The organism is Chitinophagaceae bacterium (assembly GCA_016713085.1).
Lineage (GTDB): Bacteria > Bacteroidota > Bacteroidia > Chitinophagales > Chitinophagaceae > Lacibacter.
Genome location: JADJPV010000001.1, coordinates 892,848 through 916,482 on the forward strand (window position 1 = coordinate 892,848; position 23,635 = coordinate 916,482).

General features: G+C 40.3%; 17 protein-coding genes and 4 pseudogenes. 11 read left to right on the forward strand and 10 right to left on the reverse strand.

All coding sequences use genetic code 11. The annotated features are described in order from the left end of the window. The first annotated feature begins 137 nt into the window (after positions 1-137). A complete protein-coding gene (locus IPK31_04325; GenBank protein ID MBK8087226.1) occupies positions 138-1,508 on the forward strand; it encodes an amidohydrolase family protein in 1,371 nt (456 codons plus the stop codon). An 85-nt stretch (positions 1,509-1,593) separates the two neighbouring features. Then, a complete protein-coding gene (locus tag IPK31_04330; GenBank protein ID MBK8087227.1) occupies positions 1,594-1,968 on the forward strand; it encodes a hypothetical protein in 375 nt (124 codons plus the stop codon). 1 nt (position 1,969) lies between these two features. Here the strand turns inward: IPK31_04330 and IPK31_04335 are convergent. Continuing rightward, positions 1,970-2,670, reverse strand: a pseudogene (locus IPK31_04335) (SAM-dependent methyltransferase). A gap of 96 nt (positions 2,671-2,766) precedes the next feature. Next, complete coding sequence (locus IPK31_04340) at positions 2,767-3,528, reverse strand: EI24 domain-containing protein (protein ID MBK8087228.1); 762 nt, start codon at positions 3,526-3,528, stop codon at positions 2,767-2,769. A 70-nt stretch (positions 3,529-3,598) separates the two neighbouring features. On the opposite strand from IPK31_04340, the pseudogene IPK31_04345 reads away from it, so the two are divergent. The 7 genes and pseudogenes from IPK31_04345 (at position 3,599) to IPK31_04375 (ending at position 14,681) form a co-directional block, all read left to right on the forward strand. Beyond that, positions 3,599-4,223: pseudogene (locus IPK31_04345) on the forward strand (DNA-3-methyladenine glycosylase). Positions 4,224-4,353: 130 nt separating this feature from the next. Further along, positions 4,354-5,817: a DASS family sodium-coupled anion symporter gene (locus IPK31_04350; protein ID MBK8087229.1), complete on the forward strand. Its 1,464-nt coding sequence runs from the start codon at positions 4,354-4,356 to the stop codon at positions 5,815-5,817. Between the two features lie 147 nt (positions 5,818-5,964). Next, positions 5,965-7,502 (forward strand): annotated as a pseudogene (locus tag IPK31_04355) (RNA-directed DNA polymerase). 118 nt (positions 7,503-7,620) lie between these two features. Further along, the gene (locus tag IPK31_04360; protein MBK8087230.1) at positions 7,621-8,382 is read left to right on the forward strand and encodes an NYN domain-containing protein; all 762 of its coding nucleotides are present in this window, start codon (positions 7,621-7,623) and stop codon (positions 8,380-8,382) included. A gap of 89 nt (positions 8,383-8,471) precedes the next feature. After that, positions 8,472-8,858, forward strand: a complete 387-nt coding sequence (locus IPK31_04365; GenBank protein MBK8087231.1) for a DUF1572 family protein — start codon at positions 8,472-8,474, stop codon at positions 8,856-8,858. A 230-nt stretch (positions 8,859-9,088) separates the two neighbouring features. After that, on the forward strand, positions 9,089-11,500 hold the full coding sequence (locus IPK31_04370) for a PQQ-dependent sugar dehydrogenase (protein ID MBK8087232.1): 2,412 nt from the start codon (positions 9,089-9,091) through the stop codon (positions 11,498-11,500). A 169-nt stretch (positions 11,501-11,669) separates the two neighbouring features. Next, complete coding sequence (locus tag IPK31_04375) at positions 11,670-14,681, forward strand: glycoside hydrolase (GenBank protein MBK8087233.1); 3,012 nt, start codon at positions 11,670-11,672, stop codon at positions 14,679-14,681. Here IPK31_04375 and IPK31_04380 read toward each other — a convergent pair whose 3' ends face one another. Both IPK31_04380 and upp read right to left on the reverse strand, forming a co-directional pair. Next, on the reverse strand, positions 14,682-15,692 hold the full coding sequence (locus IPK31_04380) for a PorP/SprF family type IX secretion system membrane protein (protein MBK8087234.1): 1,011 nt from the start codon (positions 15,690-15,692) through the stop codon (positions 14,682-14,684). It lies immediately after the preceding gene. Between the two features lie 66 nt (positions 15,693-15,758). Continuing rightward, a pseudogene (upp, locus tag IPK31_04385) lies at positions 15,759-16,408 on the reverse strand (uracil phosphoribosyltransferase). A gap of 204 nt (positions 16,409-16,612) precedes the next feature. Between upp and IPK31_04390 the strand changes: the two are divergent. Then, complete coding sequence (locus tag IPK31_04390; protein ID MBK8087235.1) at positions 16,613-17,221, forward strand: anhydro-N-acetylmuramic acid kinase; 609 nt, start codon at positions 16,613-16,615, stop codon at positions 17,219-17,221. A 3-nt stretch (positions 17,222-17,224) separates the two neighbouring features. On the opposite strand, the gene IPK31_04395 is transcribed toward IPK31_04390, so the two are convergent. From IPK31_04395 to IPK31_04415, 5 genes are all read right to left on the reverse strand, one after another. Continuing rightward, positions 17,225-17,968, reverse strand: a complete 744-nt coding sequence (locus IPK31_04395; protein MBK8087236.1) for a response regulator — start codon at positions 17,966-17,968, stop codon at positions 17,225-17,227. Positions 17,969-17,971: 3 nt separating this feature from the next. Continuing rightward, positions 17,972-18,952 (reverse strand): histidine kinase, encoded by a 981-nt coding sequence (locus IPK31_04400; protein MBK8087237.1) that lies wholly within the window; start codon positions 18,950-18,952, stop codon positions 17,972-17,974. A 106-nt stretch (positions 18,953-19,058) separates the two neighbouring features. Beyond that, on the reverse strand, positions 19,059-19,412 hold the full coding sequence (locus IPK31_04405; protein MBK8087238.1) for a DUF4288 domain-containing protein: 354 nt from the start codon (positions 19,410-19,412) through the stop codon (positions 19,059-19,061). 90 nt (positions 19,413-19,502) lie between these two features. Then, positions 19,503-20,123, reverse strand: coding sequence for a hypothetical protein (locus tag IPK31_04410; protein ID MBK8087239.1), 621 nt, complete (start codon positions 20,121-20,123; stop codon positions 19,503-19,505). A 272-nt stretch (positions 20,124-20,395) separates the two neighbouring features. Further along, positions 20,396-21,772, reverse strand: a complete 1,377-nt coding sequence (locus IPK31_04415; protein ID MBK8087240.1) for a M20/M25/M40 family metallo-hydrolase — start codon at positions 21,770-21,772, stop codon at positions 20,396-20,398. Positions 21,773-21,993: 221 nt separating this feature from the next. On the opposite strand from IPK31_04415, the gene bshA reads away from it, so the two are divergent. Beyond that, positions 21,994-23,124, forward strand: a complete 1,131-nt coding sequence (gene bshA, locus IPK31_04420) for an N-acetyl-alpha-D-glucosaminyl L-malate synthase BshA (GenBank protein ID MBK8087241.1) — start codon at positions 21,994-21,996, stop codon at positions 23,122-23,124. Here bshA and IPK31_04425 read toward each other — a convergent pair. Continuing rightward, positions 23,092-23,580, reverse strand: a complete 489-nt coding sequence (locus IPK31_04425) for a M23 family metallopeptidase (GenBank protein ID MBK8087242.1) — start codon at positions 23,578-23,580, stop codon at positions 23,092-23,094. The two genes, bshA and IPK31_04425, sit on opposite strands and share 33 nt — an antisense overlap. Positions 23,581-23,635 lie beyond the last annotated feature (55 nt).

The window sequence follows — 23,635 nt, forward strand, 5'->3', positions numbered from 1 at the left end:
TGCGTGGTAAAAGTTTAAGCGGTTACAAATTCAGAAGACAACATATTATCGGAACTTATATTGCTGATTTTGTCTGTCTTTCAAAAAAACTGATCATTGAAGTAGATGGCATGATTCATTACTTACCTGATAACAAAATGAATGATGCTGAAAGAACAGAACAACTGAATGCATTTGGGTTTCATGTAATCAGGTTCACTAACAACGAAGTGTTATTTGAAACAGAAAAAACGATTAACAGCATTCTTGAAAAATTAAACGGGTTAAAAGATAATGAAGCTGCTGCCTTTATCCCCCCTTTGGGGGGTGGGGGGGCTGTAATTTCTACCGACCACGAATGTTTCACTAAAGAAGAAGCACTTGATAAGTTACAATACGGAATGAAAATTCTTATCCGTGAAGGAAGTGCAGCTAAAAACTTTGAAGCCCTGGTTGATTTGATTGATGAATATCCTGACATGATGATGCTCTGCAGCGATGATAAACATCCCGACAGTTTGGTGGATGGGCATATCAATCAACTTTGTGCAAGAGCTGTTGCTAAAGGAAAAAATATCTTCAACATTTTGCAGGCCGTCTGTATCAATCCTGTGCTGCATTACAAATTAGATGTGGGCCTGCTGCGTGTTGGTGATGCTGCAGATTTTATTGTAGTGGATGATTTGGATCACTTCAACGTACAGAAAACGTTTATCGATGGAGAACTCGTTGCAGAGCGGGGAACATCGTACATCGTACCCCGTACATCGAACATCATTAACCATTTTACCTGCTCCGAGAAAAAAGAAGAAGACTTCTTTTTCCATCTCAACAAATTCGGTCATGCTGATGCAGAGAATATAGAACAGGTGTATGTGATTGAAGCAATGGACGGACAGCTAATCACCAACAAACTCATTGAACCTATTTCATCTTTTAAAATACAGGATCATCTCATTTCAGCCAATACAGAAAAAGATTTTCTGTACATGGTTGTGGTGAACCGTTACCGCAATGCACCGGTAGCCAAATGCTTTGTAAAAAACTTCGGATTTAAAAGAGGAGCCATCGCTTCATCGGTTGCACACGACAGCCATAATATTATTGCCGTTGGTGTGGATGCAGCCAGCATTTGCAAAGCAGTAAACCTTATTATAACTTCTAAAGGTGGAGTAAGCTGTTGTGCCCCTCCCTCCTTTGGAGGGAGTTGGAGGGAGGTTGTATTGCCATTGCCTGTTGCCGGTTTAATGAGTACAGATGATGGATACAAAGTAGCAGCAGCTTACAGCAACATCGACAAAGCAGCAAAAGAACTGGTACTTGCATTACCCGTTGCCGGTTTAATGAGTACAGATGATGGATACAAAGTAGCGGCAGCTTACAGCAACATCGATAAAGAAGCAAAAGAACTCGGCTCTGCACTGGCAGCGCCTTTTATGACCCTTTCTTTTATGGCTTTACTCGTTATTCCGCATTTAAAACTCAGCGATCTGGGTTTGTTTGATGGAGATAGTTTTCAGTTGGTATAATTGGATTATCTGCAACAAAAATTAAGTACGTTCACTCTTTAATAGCACAACAGGTATTACCTTTAGCCCACTGAAATTAAAAACCATGAGAAAATTCCTCAGCATTTCCTTAGTAATCATCCTACTTGTTCTGGCAGGTATTATTTTCTGGCGCTATTATTATGTGTTTGGTGAAGGTGTTAAAGCCGGCGAATTAAATTACATGGTAAAGAAAGGATACGTGTTTAAAACATATGAAGGCAAACTCATTCAATCAGGACTGCGTTCAAAAACACCGGGCACTGTTGCCAGTTATGAATTTGAATTCAGTGTAACTAACGACAGTATTGCCAATGTGCTGATGCTGAACAGCGGTAAAGAATTTGAACTGCATTATAAAGAATACATGGGCACAATTCAATGGCACGGACATTCCGTATACATTGTTGACAAGATCATTAATATGAGAAAAGTAAAATAAATTATACTCCTCCCATCAAACAGAAGATAACCGGCTGCTTATGCAGGTCCGGTTTTTTATTTTCCATTCTGCCACCGTCTTTGTTTCAATGAATTCGTTGGGTGCTGTAAGATTGGCAGCAATACAGATCCTTGTTTTGGGGTTACAGGTTTTCAGAATAGTTTCGAGCAGCTGATTATTGCGGTAAGGAGTTTCAATAAATATCTGCGTACTTTCAAATTTGGCAGAAAGATCTTCAAGCTGATTTAATTTTCGTCTGCGCTGCGGTTCTTCAATAGGCAGGTAGCCAACAAAAGCAAACTGCTGACCATTCATTCCACTTCCCATTAAGGCTAATAAAATAGAACTCGGTCCAACTAATGGTTTTACTGTAGCTCCCTGTTTATGTGCCGCTTCAACTAATACCTGTCCGGGATCAGCAATACCGGGGCAACCGGCTTCGCTGATAATACCAACAGTTTTATTCTGCTGCAGCTTTTGAATAAACTGTCCCTTTACCTGTGCTTCTGCTTTATGAATCGTAAACCATTCATGCTCATCAATCACAATGCTCTTATCTAACTTCTTTAAAAAACGCCTCGCTGTCCGTTCATTCTCTACAAAAAAAACAGTGCATTGTTTTACAGCATCCAGTACATAAGCCGGAATGGATTGTAAACTTTCTTCATCTAGCGGAGCAGGAATAAGATATACGATTGCCATTTCAGATGATCATTTAGGTTCTAAAGAATTTGAGGTATGGCATGTTTGATTTCACCGTACTATAAACAAGAGCAAATGTAAACATGCCATACCTTATTAAGGGTTTTCATTTTGGTGATATAAACTTAAGGTAGCTGCTACAACTGCATAGGCAGGTGCTAAGATCCAGCCAACAAATGGAATAATATGCATGAGAAAAAACACCATGCCGTTTCCAATAGCTAACCCTTTACGGTTACTGATAAAAGCAATGCTTTGCGATGGGGAAAGTTTATGTCGTTCGGTACTGTAATCGAGCATGGAAAAACCATAGAAATAGCATTCAATCATAAATGCAATCAGCGGGCTGATCCATCCCACAACAGGAACCAGTGAAAATAACAAGAGGCTGATGGTATAAACCGTTTGCCATAATGTATTCCGCAAAGCCAAACGGATACCACGCCAGATATCGTGCAGCAGTTGCTGCATACTGAACGGGTAATCTTTTCCTTCCAGGATGTTTTCTGTTTTCTCACTCAGGTATGCAAATACAGGCGAACCAACAATAAGAAATAAGAATTTGAACAGTGAAAAATAAAAGAACAGCAGGATCAACCTGAAAATAATGGTACCGGTAATGAACAGAAAGTTGAGGAAGCTGTTATTCATTGCATCGAGCCAGCTCTTAATACCAACTACATTAAACAGCCAGTCAAGAAAGTTCGTGCTTGAATTCCAGAACAGCCAAATGCCGCCCATAAACATGAGCATATAAATGACACCGGGAATAAAAATCCATTTCCATAGCTTATTCTTCACAATAAACTGATGAGCTTTGAAGTAGGCCTGTATTGCTATGACGAGTTCTTTCAGCAAGCTTTGTAAGTTTTAATTGAATGACCGATATTGGCGTTAATTACAGGCAGAGGCGGCAAAATACAACAAAATGCAAAAGCTCAGCAATGATTTTTATGTACGAACTGATGTGGTGCAGATCGCAAAAAGATTTGTTAGGCAAAATCATTGTCACAAAATTTGATGGATTGTACACTGCCGGGCGCATTGTTGAAACAGAAGCTTATGCCGGTATTGTTGACAAAGCATCGCATGCATATAACAGCAGAAGAACCAACCGTACTGAAGTGATGTTTGGCAAAGGTGGTGTTTCATATGTATATCTCTGTTATGGTATTCATCATTTATTTAATGTGGTATGCAATACAAAAGATATCCCTGATGCAGTGCTGATCCGTGGTATTGAACCAGTAGAAGGAATGGATGCCATGCTGAAACGTTTCAACAAACACAAGTTCGATTCATCCATTGGTCGAGGACCCGGTAACGCAAGTAAAGCGTTAGGCATTTATACACAGCATACCGGGTTGAACCTTCAAAGCAAAGAACTCTTCATTGCAGATGATGGAACAACAGGATTCGACATCGCCGTTTCAAAACGTATTGGGGTTGATTATGCAGCTGAACATGCACAGTGGCTTTACCGATTTTTCATTCAGGGGAATCCGCATGTGAGTAAACATGTGTTTAATAAGGAAGGAATACTATTGCTTTGAATACAGATGCCGGGAAGGCGGTAAGATGGGAAGAAAACAACTTCCTTTCTTCCCGTCTTACCGGCAAATCAAATTCTTTTAACTTTCTTTCTCCTTACTAAAGTCAACGGCTATTCATTATTTTTATCGCATGGAGTGGATCAAAAAAAACCAATACTGGCTTGCCTTTCTTTCAGGCGTTGTGTTATCACTCGCCTCTTATTTCTTCAACCCCTTTGACTTAGATGCCAACGCCAATAAAGCAGTTGCTGTTGCCGTGCTCATGATCACCTGGTGGATCAGCGAAGCATTGCCCATGCCTGCTGTTGCATTGATTCCATTGGTACTGCATCCTCTTTTCAAAATTGGAACCATTGAAGAAACCTCCAAAGCTTACAGCAACCCCGTGATCTTTTTATTCATGGGTGGATTCATGATTGGTCTGGCCATTGAAAAATGGAACTTGCATAAACGCATTGCCTTAACCATTGTAAAACGTACCGGCACCAGTGGCGACCGCATCATTCTTGGTTTTATCCTGGCAACAGGTTTTCTCAGCATGTGGCTGAGTAATACCGCCACCACGATGATGATGTTTCCCATTGCACTCAGTGTAATTGCAGTGATGAAAGAACATGAACAGCCCGGCAGCAGTATGAAAAATTTCTCCATGGTGCTGATGCTCGTCATTGCATACGCCAGTAATATCGGAGGCATGGCAACCATCATCGGCACACCACCTAATGTCGCTTTTGTTGGATTCATTGAAAAAAAATATGGTTACACCGTTCAGTTTTTCGACTGGCTGATAGTTTGTACACCACTCGCCATTTCATTATTAGCAGCACTGTCCTGGGTACTGGCGAAATGGTTGTTCCCCAGCAAGATCAAAAGCAGTGCTGATGCCAATAATTATATCTCATCCGAAATAAAAGCGCTGGGTAAATTATCTGTTGCCGAAAAAAGAGTGCTGGTCATTTTTATCATTACTGCTTTGTTGTGGATCACCAAAGATTTACTCAACAAACTCAACTGGTTCAAACTCGATGATAATATGATTGCCATCATTGGTGCACTGGCTTTGTTTGCCACACCAAGCGGTGAAAAGAAAGATGATAAAACGCACATGGTATTAGAGTGGCAGGACACTTCTAAAATGGCCTGGGGAATTTTGTTATTGTTTGGCGGTGGTATTGCCTTAGCCAACTCATTGGAAAAAGTGGGTGTGATGAGCCAGGTGGGAAACTGGCTGGCAGGTTTCAGTCATATCAACGGACTGGCACTGGTGTTCATGGTTGTTGTGGTTTCCATTTTCTTAAGTGAAGTAATGAGTAATGTGGCGCAGGTAATTGTGTTTGCACCTGTACTGGCTGCACTCGCTGATGCATTACATCTTGATCCTTTGTTACTGGGTATCCCGATGACACTGGCTGCAAGTGCAGCAGCCATGATGCCGATGGGCACACCACCGAATGCCATTGTATTCAGCAGCGGACATATCAAATTAAAAGACATGATCAAAGCAGGTTTTGCAATGAACATCATCAGCATTATTTTAATTACACTGTTCTGCTGGTTTGTATTGCCGCTGGTGATGGGGGTGGTGATGAAATAGAAAAAATCAATGTTGATTGTGGCAAGAACAATGAAAACTGTATAATACAATAACATTGCTTTTCAAAGGAGCTACTTCTTGTCGTATAGCGTATAATAACATAAATTTACTTATTGTAGGCAAACCTAATTGACACACCCCAGTAATATGAGCATTCCAGAAAAGCATTTCAAAGAAACAAAACGGCTTCTTAAAAAAGTTAACAAAGACCTTATTTTCTAAATGGCTCTTAGAGCAAGGGTATTATCCTGAACAGTATGTGGTGCCGCCAACTTTTAGAGTAAAGACCTTTGACTTAAATGCTAAACCATTTTACGAGGTTGTGACTTCTGGAACTTTTCAAAAATTTGAGCCGGATAAATTTGAACCAGTTACTGTTTCATACCCAAAAACACAATTGACAGATAGGGATTTTGGAATAATACATCCCAAAATCTACCACGACATTGTATGGTATTTGAATAGTGAATGGAAATCTATCGTTGACCATTTATTTCATAAAGACATAAAAATATATTCCTACAGTTTCCCCATACCAATTACAAATAAAGCTGAAGGTCTTTTAGGAGAATTAAGAGCTGGCAGAATGATTTACGAATTTATTGAAATGGCTGAAAAAGATTTAGTAGCAGAAGCTCACAATTTTAAATTTCTACTTCGTACGGATATTAAGAACTTTTACCCGTCAATATATACTCATAGCATGGCTTGGGCATTGCATACAAAAAAGACAATTCGTACAAAAGGTAATAGAGCAGATTTTACAAAGTTTTTAGGATTAAAACTCGATAAACTATTTCAATATGCAAATGATGGCTGTACAAATGGAGTTCCAATCGGCCCTGCAATATCAGACCTTATTTCAGAGGTAATACTTGCAGCGGTAGATAAGGATTTATCAAATGAACTTACCCGTATTGGAATAGACTTTTTGGCGGTTAGGTTTAAACATGACTATCGTTTTTTGTGCAATTCAAAAGAGGACGCACAAAAAATAATAAAAACTCTTCAAGCTAAAATGAAGGATTACAATTTGACACTGAACGATAGCAAATCGAATGTAACAGAACTACCTGAAGGCTTATTTAGAGAATGGCCAGCAGAATATAGTAAGTCTTCCTTAAGGTATAGAAACAAAATTAAGTATAAACAACTTGCAGATACAATGCTTTCAACTTTAAAAATTGATAAGCAGTACTCAGACACTGGTGTCATAGACAAATTCCTAAGCGAATTGACTTCTAAGAAGTATAATCTAAAACTCAAGTTAAACGAAAAATATAGCCAAAAAACTTTCAGTCTTTTATTATTGCTAAAAGAACGGAGGGCAAAATCATTTCCACACATATTAGGCATCATTGAAAAAATAATTGAGGAAAACAAAGGCAATCCCGATATTTTAGCATATATAAATAAATCAATAGAGACGATATTTAATAAAAAGATTTTAAATCAATCGGACAATTTATATGACTTAATCTGGCTAATATATTTTATAAAATCACTTGGGCTTTTCCCCAATTGTGTTTCCCAAAAAACTAAACTCCGAATTAAGTAAATCATTAAAGACAAATACGTTTACACTTTTCAAGCCTTTGCCGCCAGGAATCGAATTGTTCCATACAATAAAAAAGCCATCAAAGAATTTATCACTATTGGAGCATCTCGACCTTTTCAAAAAATGACCCCTTCTTCTCTGCAATGTCTCCTGCAAGGGACATTGCGTAATTGAAAGTTCAAAAAATCTCAATTCCATTCCCTGTTTATTTCCTGTAATTTTAAACTCCATTCAAAACAGGAACCATGGATAACTTTACACAGGATCTCCGCCTTGCTGTATTAATTGATGCAGACAATGTGCCCTATGCCAACATTAAAGAGATGCTCGAAGAAATTGCCAAACTCGGCACGCCTACGTTCAAACGTATTTATGCCGACTGGACCAAGCCCACTGTTGCAGGCTGGAAAAATGTGCTGCTGGAAAATGCCATCACTCCCATTCAGCAGTACAGTTATTCAACCGGTAAAAACTCCAGCGACAGTGCCATGATCATTGATGCCATGGATATTTTATATTCCGGTAAAGTGGATGGTTTCTGTATTGTGTCCAGTGACAGTGATTTCACCAGGCTGGCTATCCGCTTACGGGAAGCCGGTATGAAAGTAATCGGCATGGGCGAAAAGAAAACACTCACTCCTTTTATTACCGCCTGCGATAAATTTATTTACATCGAAATTTTAAAGGTAGAAGAAAAGAAACCTGAACCACAGGGAAGCAACCAGGCAAAAAAAGAAAACAAACCAAAACAAAAAGCATCACCCAATACCAACCAGGAACTCATTAAACTCTTAACTGAAAGTGTAGCTGATCTTGCTGATGACAGCGGCTGGGCTTTCTTAGGCGATCTTGGCAATTTCATCTTAAAGAAAAAACCTGATTTCGATCCGAGAAATTATGGCTTTACCAAAATGCTTCCGCTCATTAAAAGCATTCATCGTTTTGAAATTGATGAGCGGTTAACGGGAAAAAATAATACGAGGCATATTTACATAAAATTGAAATAAGGTTATTGAAAAAAAACGAAACAGATCAACCATGCTTACTACCGTATTAAAAACCCTTTAACAGGGACCTCAATAAATTAAAAGCCGAGCTGGAATTATACCGCAACGAAAAAAACATCTGGCTTGTTGAAAATAATATTGCTAATACGGCTGGTAATCTTTGTCTGCATTTGGTTGGCAACCTCAATGCATATCTTGGTGCAGAGATTGGCGGCACTGGTTATCTCCGCAACAGGGATCTGGAATTTTCATTGAAAGACATTCCCCGTGCTGAACTCATCAGTATGGTGGAAGCAACCATCACTGTAGTAAACAATGCACTTGATCTTTTAACCGAAGAAGACTTACAGAAAGAGTATCCATTACAGGTGTTACCTCAAAAAACATCAACCGAATATTTTCTTGTTCATCTTGCTGCACACTTAGGTTATCATTTGGGGCAGATCAATTATCACCGCAGGTTATTAGACAAATAAGCAGTGCCCAACACTGCCGACAACTGCAACGAATCAACCCCAAATCTTAAACGGCCTGTTTTTAAAGGAATATAATAAAATAGTAAGATGTAACAGAACCTTCTTCAGCTCCTTATTAATTTCTGAAAAAATTCTTGCTTCATTTCTTTCTTTTCAAAAAGAAAGTTTTAACATTGGTTAGAATTGTTTTACCCAGAAACAGTTTTTATAACCATTAACCAACCATCCACATGAACCATTTTTACCCCAAACGGGCAGCTCTGCTCATGTTTTCTGTTTTTTTTATTACAGCAAGTCAATCACAAACCTGTCCCTCACTTGGCAGTATTAACTTCCAGCGGTGGAATAATATTTCAGGAAGTGCTGTCAGCAATCTTACTTCCAATGTCAATTATCCAAACAATCCAACCAGCACGGGTACAAGAACCTCATTTGAAATGCAAAACAACCTTGGCAGTAATCTTGGCATTAAAATGTATGGATGGATCTGTCCGCCCACAACAGGCAATTATATTTTCTGGATTGCAAGTGATAACAGTTCTGAACTATGGTTAAGTACTACGGTTAACCCTGCCAATAAAATAAGGATAGCGTATAATACTTCATCTACCAATTCAAGGCAATGGACAAAATATGCTACACAAAAATCAGTATCAATTGCATTAATTGCAGGCACCAAATATTATGTAGAAGCATTAATGAAAGAAAGCACCGGCAATGATAACCTCGCTGTTGGCTGGGCTAAACCGGGCCAGAGCACTTCAGCTCCCAGCCAGGTAATCCCGGGTTCTGTTTTATCGGTGAACAATACAGCTGCTGATGCACAGGCACCAACGGCTCCTGCCAACCCTGCTGCAGCAAATATCACAACCACTTCTTTTACGTTATCATGGGCTGCTTCTACTGATAATGTGGGTGTAACAGGGTATGATATTTACCGCAATGGAATAAAGATCAATACGGCCAATATGACCGGCACCTCTTACAGTGTTACAGGTTGCGTACCCAACACTGCTTATGCAATAACGGTAAAAGCAAAAGACGCAGCAGGTAACCAATCTGTTGCCAGCAGCACATTGAATGTAACAACCATTGCAACAACGGCAGCATCTGAAACATTTTCTGTACGCACAGTTATTGCCAACCAGCGTATGCCGCATGATCTCGTTTACGGACCTGACAATAATATCTGGTACACTGAACGGTTTGGGGGCACCGTTAGTTTTGTGAATCCTGCTACAGGAGTAAAAACAACTGTTCTTACACTTGGTTCAAAAATGGTTTTGGTTGGCGGACAGGATGGTTTGATGGGATTAGCCATTCATCCACAGTTCAATGAAGGAAGTCCTTATGTATATATTTCGTATACCTATCAATCGCTGAACGCTACTGTAAGAAAAACAAGGATTGAGCGCTATACGTATGATTCCATTAATCAACTGTTGATTGCACCGGTTACTGTGCTGGAAAATATTCCGGGCAGCAATGATCACAACTCTGCAAGGTTAGCCATTGGACCCGATCTGAAATTGTATTATTCTGTAGGTGATATGGGTGCCGGACAATTTGATAATCTTACACGCATCAATAATGTACAGAATCTGAATATAAATGAAGGCAAAATTTTACGATTGAATACAGATACCGTTCCGGGCGATTCATGGATTCCTGCAGACAATCCTTTTACCAATGCAGGCCAACCAACTGCAGTATATACTTACGGTCACCGTAACCCGCAGGGATTGGTTTGGGGAAATGTAAACGGTACATCTATTTTATACAGCAGTGAGCACGGGCCGTTCAGTGATGATGAAATCAACGTTATTGAAAGAAGCCGCAACTACGGCTGGCCGCAAGTGGCAGGTTTCTGCGATGGAAATTATAATGGCAGAACGATTGGTGGTTTTGCAGTTGTAAATGAACAGACGAATTGTGTAACTCTCAATGCGAAGGAACCAATGCGTTCTATTTTCCCATCTGAAAATCCACCAACAGGTGGTGATAACATGCTGTGGCCTTCACTGGGTCCGTCAGGAACAGAATTTTATGGAAGCACTGCAATACCCGGCTGGCAGAATTCTTTACTGGTTGCCACACTGAAAGCAGGAACTATTACACGCTATCAATTAAGTGTTGATGGATTATCCATCATTTCTGATACCATCAATTATTTCCGTGGGCTGGGCCGCTTCAGAGATGTGATTGTATCACCTGATGGTTTGAAAATTTATGTGGCATGTGATTCAAGTGGTTCTACATCGGGGCCAACCGGCGGAGTTACAACAACACCTGCCAACCCGGGAAGTATTTTAGAATTTACTTATGCAGCAGGACCTGCAGCAAGAAGATATGTTACTGCAGCACAGGAACAACGTTTGCCACCAAGCAATACTGCCAACAAAACTGTAGATGTGTATCCAAACCCTGCAAGCCAATTCATTGTAGTGTATAACTATTCAATGGAGAACACAAGAACTGCATCGTTATATAATATGAATGGAACGCTGATGCAACAGCAGCGATTGCAGCAATCTGCTTCAAGAATGGATGTAAGCAACCTGCCTGCTGGTTTATACATTCTGAAAATAACTGATGCGAAGAAAACAAACATCCGGACTGAAAAAATTATCATTTCTCATTAACCTTCTAACTCAAATAAAAAAAGCGGGAACCAAATGGTTCCCGCTTTTTTATTCTATGCAATTTGTTATAGCCTGATCAAGCAGGATTATTCCAGTATTAATTTTCCTGTAATTGCAGAAGGATTGATGCTGCTGAATAATTTGTTATCTTAGGCTATATCTCTTCATTATGCGCAAACTCATTCTTTCCATCTTCACAGTTACTCTTGTTACAACTATTCTGAACGCACAGCCTTTTGATCCTGCATATTTCAACAGCATGCAATGGCGCATGATTGGTCCGCACAGAGGCGGCAGAACTGTTGGTGCAGTTGGTGTGCCGCAACAGCCGAATGTATTTTACATCGGTGTAAACAATGGCGGTGTATGGAAAACAACCGACTATGGCAGAACATGGTTCCCCATTTTTGATGATCAGCCAACGGGTTCTATTGGAGATCTTGTTGTTGCTCCTTCCAATCCCAACGTATTGTATGTGGGCAGTGGCGAAGGTTTGCAGCGTCCCGATCTTTCTGTTGGTGATGGTATTTATAAAACAACAGATGGTGGAAAAACATGGATCAACACGGGGTTAAAAGATGCACAGCAGATTGGAGGTTTGGCTATTGATCCAAAAAATGAGAACAGAGTTTTTGCTGCAGCACTCGGTCATCCCTATGGTGCCAATACTGAACGTGGTGTGTACAGAACTTTAGATGGAGGTAAAACTTGGGAAAGTGTATTGTATAAAGATGAAAACACTGGAGCCATTCAGGTAACCATTGATCCAAATAATTCAAACATCATTTTTGCTGACATGTGGGCAGGCCGTCAGGGACCATGGGAGAATGGTGCATGGAACGGAGCTGAAAGTGGATTGTTTAAAAGTACAGATGGCGGAACAACATGGAGGAAGATCACCAAAGGATTACCAACAACAGAACAGGGATTGGGAAGAATTGGTTTTTGCATTGCACCGTCTGATTCAAAAAGAATGTATGCAACAGTTGATGCTGGAAAAGAAGGTGGCATTTTCAGAAGTGATGATGCAGGTGAAAGCTGGATAAGAATTCAAACCGATGGAAGATACTGGGGGCGTGGAAGTGATTTTGCAGAGATACAGGCCGATCCAAAGAATGCTGACATTGTTTATTCCGGCAATGTGGTAACATGGAAATCCATTGATGGCGGTAAATCATGGAATGCATTTCGTGGTGCATCAGGTGGTGATGATTATCACCGCATCTGGATCAATCCCAACAACAGCAACATTATATTATTAGCCAGTGACCAGGGTGCAATCATTACGGTAAATGGCGGAGAAACTTTTTCAAGCTGGTACAATCAACCCACTGCACAATTTTATCATGTAAGTACAGATAATGCATTTCCGTATAATGTGTACAGCGGGCAGCAGGAAAGCGGAAGTGTAAGTATTGCATCAAGAGGAAATCACGGACAGATCAGTTACCGTGAATGGTATCCTGTTGGTGTGGAAGAGTATGGATATGTAGCTCCTGATCCGCTTGATCCGAATATTATTTACGGTGGAAAAATTACACGCTATGATAAACGCACCGGGCAAACACAAAATATTTCGCCTGAAGCAGTACGCAGCGGCAAGTATCGTTTTGTACGAACAGCTCCTGTTCTCTTCAACCCCATTGATAAAAAAACATTGTACTACGCAGGGAATGTATTGTTCAAAACAATGAATGCTGGCAACAGCTGGCAGGTCATTAGTCCTGATTTAACAAGAGAGAGTTATGATGTGCCATCAAGTGTTGGCATTTATACTTCTGCCGATATGAAAACGATGCCGAGACGTGGAGTGATTTATACTATTGCTCCATCTTATAAAGACATCAACACCATCTGGTGCGGAACAGATGATGGATATATACAAGTTACAAGAGATGGAGGAAAAACATGGAAGAATGTAACACCCCCATCTATTACATCGTGGAGTAAGATTTCATTGATGGATGCCGGTCATTTTGATGTGAATACTGCTTATGCAGCAGTGAACAGAATCCGCTGTGATGATATGCAGCCGCATATTTATAAAACAACGGATGGAGGAAAAACATGGAAAGAAATTGTGAATGGATTACCCAACGATCCTATTAATGTAGTAAAAGAAGATCCGTTACGTAAAGGATTATTATTTGCAGGAAGTGAAAGAGCTGTGTATGTTTCCTTTGATGATGGTGAGCACTGGCAAAGTCTCCGGTTGAATATGCCTGCTACTTCCATCCGTGATTTAGTGATTAAAGATGATGATTTAGTGATTGGCACACATGGAAGAAGTTTCTGGATACTGGATGATATTACACCTCTACGGCAGATCAGTAAACAACTTGCTGCTCAGTCATCCATTTTATTTAAACCGCAAACAGCCATCCGTGTTCGCTGGGATATGTATACTGATACACCTGTGCCGCAGGAAGAACCTGCAGGACAAAATCCTCCCGATGGTGCAGTGATTGATTACTATTTGAATGAAAAAGCTTCTAATGTTACTTTGAGTATTATTGCGCCAGAAAAACCTTCTAAAATTCATAATTCTCGTAGTGCATATGGAACCATAAATGTAATTAGAGAATATTCAAACAAGGATACTCTTTATAAAATAGGCGATGTAAATATTCCTCATTACTGGATTCGTCCGCAACAAATACTTTCTGCTGAACCGGGTCATCATCGTTTTACCTGGGATATGAAATACACTCCGGTGAATGTTCCACCTGCTTATCCAATCTCTGCAACCTATATGAATACAGAACCCGATCAAACTTCACCATGGGTAATGCCCGGCGAGTATTCTGTAATGTTAATAGTTGATGGAAAAATTTATTCCCATTCATTTACAGTAAAGATGGACCCAAGAGTAAAAACGCCAACTGCTTCTTTACAACAGCAACATGACTTGTCTTTTCAGTGTTATGAAGGAAGAAAAGAATGTATGAAAATATTGGAAGAGATCAGTCAATACAAACTAAAAACACAGAATCAATCGGTGAAAGAAATCGAAACTTCACAAGCGGGTTTCAGCAGGTTACTAAATTCATTTGCTTCTGTTCATGCTGCTTTGCAGGATAGTGATATGCCGCCCACAACGCAACAGATCAATGCAGCAAAAGAATTGCAGCTGCAGTTAATTGAGTTGAAGAAAAAATGGAATGAACTAAAGAAACAGTAATTAAAATCTCGGGCAATTCAGTTTCTTCTTATTTGGATCTGTATGTTTCTTGATCCAGATGAGAGAGAGTTCAATACCACCCCTGCGCCTGGAAGCAGCAGCAAGACCGGATATATTTACATCATAAGAAATTCCAAAACGGTAACTGCCAAACTCAAGTCCGGCATAAGGAATAATAGCATCGCCTACACGGTAAAAAGCACCGGCGTATACGTCTGTTGCATTATCAAAATCATCATTCACCGTTAATCCAACAGCAGCACCAAGTATGGTTTCTGTTGCACCTGATTGAAACTGCTGGTTGGCACTTACAAATAAAGTTGTGGCATCAGCAATGGGGAAGTAACCACCACCATGAATAGTATAACGGGGATTGAGTATAAAATTTGCACCCTGGAATGTTACCTTGGGGCGGTTGATATGATACATGGAAGCACCGATATAAAAATTATTATAATCGTTGGTGGCACCATTGTAAATAACACCTGCATTTACATCCGCATAATTGATATTTAAAAAACCGTTGCTGGCAAATAACTCAGCAGTGTTTCCGGTAAATCCAAGTGTGGTTAATTCATCTGCAAAATCAAGTTTGCTGATATCCAAACGCCGTTGCGCATACGTGCCGCTGAAACCAACACCAATCTGGTGATATCCATTTTCATCGAGTCCTTTATGATAAGCAGCAGAGCCGGAGATATAACTGTTCTTCATTACACCACTTCCGTTAACATCATACATACCCATTACACCCACACCAAACTGATCATACTCAGGAATCTTGTTACCCAGTATTCCAAAATCGGCTGATGCTGTTCCTGTACGGAATGCATTATTAATCGTAGGCCATTGATTGCGGTAGTTAACCGCCACCCGCATTTGCCCGTTAAACTTGCCTGTTAACGCAGGATTTAATGTAAGCGGTGATGCAAAAAATTGTGAAAAATTAGGGTCCTGTGCAAAAGAATGCAGGGTCAGTAATAACAACGGAATTAAAATGAGTTTTCTCATCAGTGATTGGTTATGAGTAAAGACGTTTTTCAAAAGCTGATTGCTGCTTTGCATATATTGTTACCATTACATTTGCTGTTTGGTGCCGTAAGCCAGGTCACCTGCATCGCCCAAACCGGGAACAATATACCCTTTCGCAGTCAATTCATCATCAATGGCGCCGCACCAGATTTTCACTTTAGGCTCATTGCGGGTTACAAATTCAATCCCCACAGTACAGGCAATGGCACAAACGATATGAATCTCTGAAGGCTGGCCCTCTTCACGCAAATATTGAACCGTTTTCACCAGTGAACTGCCGGTAGCCAGCATCGGATCGGCCACAATCACCACCCTGTTTTCAAGGTTGGGGCAGCTCACATAATCCAGGCTTATTTCAAATGTTCCATCCCGGTGATGCTTTCTGTACGCTGAAATAAAGGCATTATCGGCCCTGTCGAAATAATTTAATAATCCCTGATGTAACGGTAATCCTGCCCTTAAAATTGTTGCCAGCACAGGTTGTTCTTTCAGCATTTTTACGGGGGAAGTTCCGAGGGGGTTGTAATTTCTTTTTCTTCCCAGGCCATCAACTTACTGATTTCATAGGCGGCCACTTCACCAATACGTTCGAGGTTGCGCCGAAAACGCTGACGGTCCGTTTGAATGTCCGTGTCTCTTAATTCTCCTACCCAGTTACTTACCAATGAATGCTGCTCACTTAAATTAATAACCATAATGCAGTTCTTATTCGTTTATCGTGTATATACCGGATTTATAGCAGTATTCCGGCCCATTTCCCATCCGAAAATCAACAATTTTCTGAATTACATGTCTGCTAAAAATTGCTGCCTTAATTTTACAAATCTAAATGATAAAGTTGAACCCTATTTATCATCTGGAATAAAATCTGACAGCTTACTTTTAAAACTATAAAAAGAATGGTTTACCGGGCAATTGGACTGATGAGCAGCGACTCACTTGATGAACTTGAACTTGTTTTTGCAGAATTTGATGTGATTGGACAAAAATGGACTTACGAACTGAAATGTACTGCCCGTTTTCCTTACAGTACCGAATGGATTGACCGGTTAAATAAAGCTGCTGCTCTTTCAGCAGTTGATTACATGCAGCTTCATGCTGATTTTGGTCAGTTTCTCGGGCAGCAGGTAAAACAGTTTATGGATGAAAATAAACTGGATTACCAGGTTCAGCTCATTGGTGTACATGGTCATCCTGCTTTTTATTCGCCTGCAACAAAAATGATTCATCGTTTGGGTGATGGCGCTGCAGTAGCTGCCATTACAGGTGTGAATGTGGTGAGCAATTTACAATCTATGGATATTGCCCTGGGAGGAAATGGTTCTTCTTTATTTACAATGGCAGAAAAATTACTGACAACAGCAGAGCAAACAGATTTCAAAGAAACACTGTCCGTTGCTTTTTTTGCATTGCTTCGCTGGCGTGAAGAAAATAATATGCTGATGGCTGATACAGGAGCTGCAAGAGACAGTATTGGCGGTGCTGTATGGCTGGGACAGGAATGGTAAATTTTACAAACCCAGTACTGCTTTTAACTTAGGATAACCTGCACGGCTCACCGGAATTTTTACGCCTGATCTTAAAACAGCTACATGATTTTCTTTTTCATAAGGATCAATTCTTGTGATCTGCTGCATGTTCACCATATAAGAACGGTGAGTACGTACAAATAAAGAGGTGCTGAGCACTTCCTCAAAATAACCCATGGTTTGTTTTTTGAGAAAGCTTCCTTCAGCGGTATAAATTTTTACATAATCATCTGCCCCTTCGAGACAATGTATTTCATGAACAGGAATGATCTTGATCTTAGTTCCTGTTTTCACCACCACCCGTTCATTCTGCATCGGATGTTTGGCTGCTTCCTTTAATAAATGTTCAGTCGGAATTTTTGCTTCGGCTTTGTTTAGCTCCATCCATTTGCTGATGGCTTTATCAAAACGCTGTTGTGAAAAAGGTTTGAGTAAATAATCAACCGCATTCGCTTCAAAAGCCTGCATGGCATATTCATCAAATGCTGTTGTAAAAATTACATGCGGTGGTTCTTCAATCAGCTCCAGCATTTCAAAGCCTGTGATCTTAGGCATCTGGATATCTAAAAAAATTAAATCGGGTTGATGCTGCTGAATGGCTTTCACACCTTCAAACCCATTACTGCATTCTTCCATCAGCTGCAGTTGCGGGTGCAGCTCCATGCATTCTTTTACAATGCTGCGTGCAAGAGGCTCATCATCTATGATCAATACTTTATAACTCATTTCTTATAACTGATGTTCTGTTGTAAGTAATTTTTGCACTTCCATTGGCTGCGGGATCAGCACTTTTGTGATAAAGATATTTTCTTTTGCTTCAGTTTGCAGCAGATCATTGCGGCCGCACAATAAAAATAATCTGCGACGCACAGAATTTAATCCAAAGCCTGTTCCTTTCTGTGCAGAAGAGGTTTCTGCATCAAATGGATTTTCAACTGTAATGACCAGCTGATCATTCTCAGCATCTGCTTTTAATTTGATGAGTGTTTCACCAGTTATATCATACAAACCAAACTTAATGGCATTCTCCACCAGTGGCTGCAATAATAAAGCTGGCAACTGTAATTTCATAGCATCGGCATTGATTTCAATATGTGTTTCAAGACGGTTGCCGAATCTTACTTTTTCAATATCAAGATATAATTGCAGTGAATGAATTTCTTCTTCCAGTTTCACCCATTGCTGCTCTTCCTTCTTTAAAGTTGTGCGGAGAAACTCTGATAACTGCTGCACCATACTTCTTGCTTCAGCAGGTCTTGACCCGATCAATGCATTGATGGAGTTGAGTGAATTGAATAAAAAATGCGGCTGTAATTGCTGACGCAGTTTGTACAATTCTGCATCCCTTGTTAATTTTTCAGCCTCTGTTCTTTGTTTCTCTGCTTCGTTATGTTCCTTCCAGTTGTAATAAGCATAACCGATTAAACTTACACATCCGTTGATGAGAAAAGCTGTTGCAATACGCAATGGCCATGTATTCTTCATTAATGACTGATAAGCATGGTTATCTTTTAAGAAAAAGTTCGTTACCCATTCGTTGATAAAAAACCAGCCAATGGTTAACAGCACAATCCAGATGAAGAGATTAAAGAAACCCTGCTTTGTTGGTAAATGAAAACGGAAGATGGTAATCAGCAGCATGGAAACATAAATCAGCAGTGTATTACTGACGATGCTGTCCGTTAATGCAGAAAACCAGTCGAGCCCCATTTGATAGAGTGCAAGCTGATGCACACAGATCCATACAAACCAGCTGATGCAGAAAGGGATCATGAATTGCCGTGAACGGAAAGGTGATACAGTCACTTACAGTTGTTTATTGGTGAATGATTTCAACACAGCGGTTCAGCACATCCTCTGACCGGATTTTTGCTGAACGTATAAATAATACCGGATGCTCTTCTTCACAGATTTTTGAATAAACTGCTGCTCCGTCAATTCCTGTTTCAAATGAATACACATCTGTTACTGCAATCAATTTCCATTGCACCGGTTGCTGTGCCTGGTTTAAAAAAGATTCTTCTTCCTTCTTTGCCAATGCATCCGCTTTGGCGATTGCTTCTTTTGAAGATGCTGCTGAAATAAGACGCAGCTGTTCCTCAAACTGTGCAGTGTGTTTTCCATCTCCGCAAATGATGCGGAAAATAATTTTTACGAGATACCAGCTCATGATGCAATTGGTTAAGGTTTAAGCCGAATGAAATTGGTCAGCTCATGTGTTTCTATTTATGGATATTTCATTTAGGGTAACGTATCACTGCTATTTTGATTTAATATCAATTCCACCCATCATTACAAACCCTTCCAGTATAACTATTTTATCTGTGCTGATACCTGCAGGATGGGCACGCTTGTCTTCAATGCCGCCAAATATGGCAACAGCTTCTGAACGTATTTGCCAATGCGGTGGAATGATTAATGTAGCACCGCCAAAAATACATACCACTTCAATTTTTATTGTACCTGTAAAATCAGCCTGCATCAGGTTAATTTCTGAGCCGCCAAAAACAGTTACCACTTCACCACCTTTAAAATTTTTGGCGTAGATATTTTTTTTCACTGCACCAAATACTGCTGCTGCATCAATCACATCTTCTCCGTTTGAGTCATCAACTGATGCGCCGGTTACAAATGAAGTATCTTCTTTTATAAAATTACTGTCAGTTGAAACCCTGTTCCTGCGGGAAATTTTTCCTAACCCAAGTACAAAACTCAATCCTACTGCAATTAAAATAGCCGGCCAGAAGAAAGTACTCAAATGAAACTCTGGAAACATTTTCATTGCAAGAAAAAATCCACCCACTGCTATTACCGGCACCCATCCTCCCGGTTTAAATCCTTCACGTACAGCCATTACAAATCCCACAAGAATTACGATCATGGGCCAGGTAAATAAAAAAATCAGGGAAAGGAAAATCTAAATTGCGGAGAAGAATCAGTACACCTGCTCCAATAATGAGGAGTCCGATTAACGGTCTTTCGTTAAATCTTCTGAGCCTTCTTTCGTTACGATCTCGTGCCATAAAAATAATTTATAACACAAATCTATAGTGCAGAGTAAAGCAAGGCAAGTGCTGAGAGGTTTGCAGCAGCCGGTTATCGGTTAATGACAGAAACCCGTCGGTAAGTGGTAAAGTAAAAATCAATTACTCATTACAACCCATACTGATCAACGATATACAGCAGCAGCACCATATTAATTGCACCCAGCTCCAGTTCACGTTTGCTCACCATTTCAAATGTATCGTTTCCTGCATGATGATGATCGAAGTAACGCTGTGAATCAGGACGAAGACAGGCAAGTACGGTGCCTAATGGACGAAGCGGACCGATATCAGCACCGCCGCCACCCTCACTGAATTCATACACACCATATGGTTTAAATAAAGGCATCCAATTGCGTAAACGTTCCAGTACAGGAGCAGTTGCTGTAAAGCCAAAAGCTCTTGGTGTAAATCCACCTGCATCACTTTCCAGTGCGAAAATATGTTTCATTGTTTTTTCTGCTGCGGCCACTTCTCCATATTTACGTCCGCCACGCAAACCATTTTCTTCATTCATAAACATTACCACACGGATGGTTCGCTTTGGTTTAATGCCGAGCCGTTTGTACACACGGATAATTTCCATGCTCTGTACACAACCTGCACCATCATCATGTGCACCTTCGGCTAAATCCCATGAGTCAAGATGACCACCAACCGTAATGATTTCGTTGGGAAATTCAGTTCCTCTGATTTCTCCAATTACATTATGACTTTTTACATCAGGCAGCATTTCACATTCTGTACGGAAGAATAACTGCAGCCCTTTACTTGTTTTCAGTTCACGACTCACATATTCAGCATGTCTTGTTGATACTGCAATGGCAGGAATTTTTGGAAACGAATCGTTATAGGTTGTTGCACCTGTATGCGGAAAATCATCAATATTACTTGCCAGTGAACGAACCATTACACCAATGGCTCCATACTTCGCCGCCATGGAAGGGCCACGGCCACGAAACTGTCCTGCTTCACCATAAGAACGGAATGTTTCAACATTGGTGGGGTTCATGGGAAAATTATAAAACACAATTTTTCCTTTGATGCCATTTTCACCCAAATCTTCCACTTCCTTAAACGACTTTACTTCAACCACATCGGCTTTAATCCCTTTCTTTCCTGTGCCCACACTGTTACCCAATGCACATACATTTAATGAGAAGGTGTTTCCTTTTTCATCAACCAGGAATGCACTTTCTTTTGCTCCACGTACCCAATGCGGCACCATACATTCCTGCAGGTAAACCGTATCAGCACCTAATTCCTTCATCATGCGGAAGGTTTCTGTTACCGATTTCCCTGCCTGCGGCGAACCGCTGAGACGGGGGCCAACCTGTTTGCATAAGAAACGCAGGTTATCATAAGCCTTGCTGTTGGTAAAAATATCATCAGCAATTTTTTTAAATATAATGGAATCATTTTTCTGGGCAACTGTTGCGGAAGTTGCCGAAAAACAAAGCAGAAAGAGAAGGTAAACTGAACGCATGGTGATTATTTTCGGATGAAACTGAGAAAATTGAAAATAAAACAACTATCCTGTCCGGCAAAATGATATCTGTCCACAAACAGGAAAATTTACAGGCGGCAACAGATGAAAAAGCCCAGTTCGGCGAAAGTGCTAACTTCGCTGTCTTAATAAAGCTGAATGAAATAAGCCCGGCTCCTGCCCGGCGAAAAACATCAAGCCATAAAAATTAAAAATTACTCATGAAAATAGGTATCGTTTGCTATCCCACATTTGGCGGTAGCGGTGTGTTGGCAACAGAGCTGGGGAAAGCATTGGCAGAAAAAGGTCACATGGTTCATTTTATTACGTACCAGCAACCGGTAAGATTGAGCGGATTCTTTACCAATATCTTTTACCACGAAGTAAGAGTTCCGCATTATCCATTATTTGATTATCCGCCTTACGAAACAACACTGGCCAGCACCATGGTGGATGTTGTTTTGAATAATGATCTTGATCTGCTGCATGTGCATTATGCTATTCCGCATGCATCAGCAGCCTATATGGCCAAACAGATTCTGAAGAAGAAAGGGAAAGATATTCCGGTTATTCTTACACTGCACGGAACAGATATTACACTGGTTGGAAAAGATAAAACCTTTGAACCGGTGGTTACGTTTTCTATTAATGAAAGTGATGCCATTACAGCCGTATCAAAAAATCTGCGTGACGAAACCTATCATTCATTTCATATTGAAAAAGAAATTGAAGTCATTTATAACTTTGTTGATGTAAAGCGGTTTGATAAAAAACCTTTGGATGCATTTAAGAAAGTGCTGGCGCCGAATGAAGAAAAAATTATCACCCATGCATCTAACTTCCGTAAAGTGAAAAGAGTAAGCGATATCATTCACACATTTGCCAATATTCATAAAGAGATTCCATCGAAATTACTGATGGTGGGTGATGGACCCGACAGACCTGATGCCGAAGACTTATGCCGTGAACTGAAAATCTGTGATGATGTGCGTTTTCTCGGCAAGCAGCAGGAAATGGAAGAGATCCTTGCTATTTCTGATCTGTTCATTCTAACATCAGAATATGAAAGCTTTGGTCTTTCTGCATTGGAAGCAATGGCAGCAGGTGTTCCTGTATTATCAACCAACGCAGGTGGATTACCTGAAATAAATATTCACGGACAAACCGGCTTTATGGCCAATGTAGGCGATGTAAAAGAAATGAGCCGCCTGGGAATTGATTTGCTGGGGAATGAAGAACTGCTCAAAACATTTAAACAAAATGCGAGGGAACATGCAGCGAAATTTGATATTCACCACATTGTTCCTTTGTATGAAAAATTATACGAGCGCTTTGTTTCTGTTGTTGTTTAACGGCGGCGTAACCATAAAGCAGGGTTCATGAACTGATTTTTCTTTGGTCATAATAAAATCAACCTGCCCCTCGCCGTCGAGATTCGTCCCTACTCTGCCGACGCTTTGCCCGGTTTTAATGCTTTGCCCTTTGCTTACACTTACAGATGAAAGATTACTGTAGGTTGTAAAATATTTACCATGTCTTACAGTTACTGCACTCATGCCTCCCACATCAAACACACTTACCACTTCACCATCAAAACATACTTTTACATTCGTGCCTGAAGGAGAAGCGATTGTAATGAAATCCTGGTTGCCTTTGATATTTGTACCGGGTATTGTATAAGGACCGTAAGCAATGGATACATATCCATTATCCACAGGAAAAGGAAGCTTGCCTTTATTACTTTCAAAATTATTTCCTAATGCAAGATCTTCTTTGTTATACTCAAGATAGCTTTCCGGTTCTTTCACAGGCTCTTTTTTACTACCGGTTCGCTTTAACCTTGGCGGTTGCCGGTGAAATACC

Bases quoted from the DNA above. Each gene is read 5' to 3' on its own strand.
- IPK31_04325 (MBK8087226.1), top strand. From the start codon at position 138: ATGAATGATGCTGAAAGAACAGAACAACTGAATGCATTTGGGTTTCAT.
- IPK31_04360 (MBK8087230.1), top strand. From the start codon at position 7,621: ATGGATAACTTTACACAGGATCTCCGCCTTGCTGTATTAATTGATGCA.
- IPK31_04350 (MBK8087229.1), top strand. From the start codon at position 4,354: ATGGAGTGGATCAAAAAAAACCAATACTGGCTTGCCTTTCTTTCAGGC.
- IPK31_04370 (MBK8087232.1), top strand. From the start codon at position 9,089: ATGAACCATTTTTACCCCAAACGGGCAGCTCTGCTCATGTTTTCTGTT.
- IPK31_04375 (MBK8087233.1), top strand. From the start codon at position 11,670: ATGCGCAAACTCATTCTTTCCATCTTCACAGTTACTCTTGTTACAACT.
- IPK31_04415 (MBK8087240.1), bottom strand. From the start codon at position 21,772: ATGCGTTCAGTTTACCTTCTCTTTCTGCTTTGTTTTTCGGCAACTTCC.
- IPK31_04380 (MBK8087234.1), bottom strand. From the start codon at position 15,692: ATGAGAAAACTCATTTTAATTCCGTTGTTATTACTGACCCTGCATTCT.
- IPK31_04395 (MBK8087236.1), bottom strand. From the start codon at position 17,968: ATGAGTTATAAAGTATTGATCATAGATGATGAGCCTCTTGCACGCAGC.
- bshA (MBK8087241.1), top strand. From the start codon at position 21,994: ATGAAAATAGGTATCGTTTGCTATCCCACATTTGGCGGTAGCGGTGTG.
- IPK31_04400 (MBK8087237.1), bottom strand. From the start codon at position 18,952: ATGGGGCTCGACTGGTTTTCTGCATTAACGGACAGCATCGTCAGTAAT.
- IPK31_04410 (MBK8087239.1), bottom strand. From the start codon at position 20,123: ATGATCGTAATTCTTGTGGGATTTGTAATGGCTGTACGTGAAGGATTT.
- IPK31_04405 (MBK8087238.1), bottom strand. From the start codon at position 19,412: ATGAGCTGGTATCTCGTAAAAATTATTTTCCGCATCATTTGCGGAGAT.
- IPK31_04390 (MBK8087235.1), top strand. From the start codon at position 16,613: ATGGTTTACCGGGCAATTGGACTGATGAGCAGCGACTCACTTGATGAA.
- IPK31_04330 (MBK8087227.1), top strand. From the start codon at position 1,594: ATGAGAAAATTCCTCAGCATTTCCTTAGTAATCATCCTACTTGTTCTG.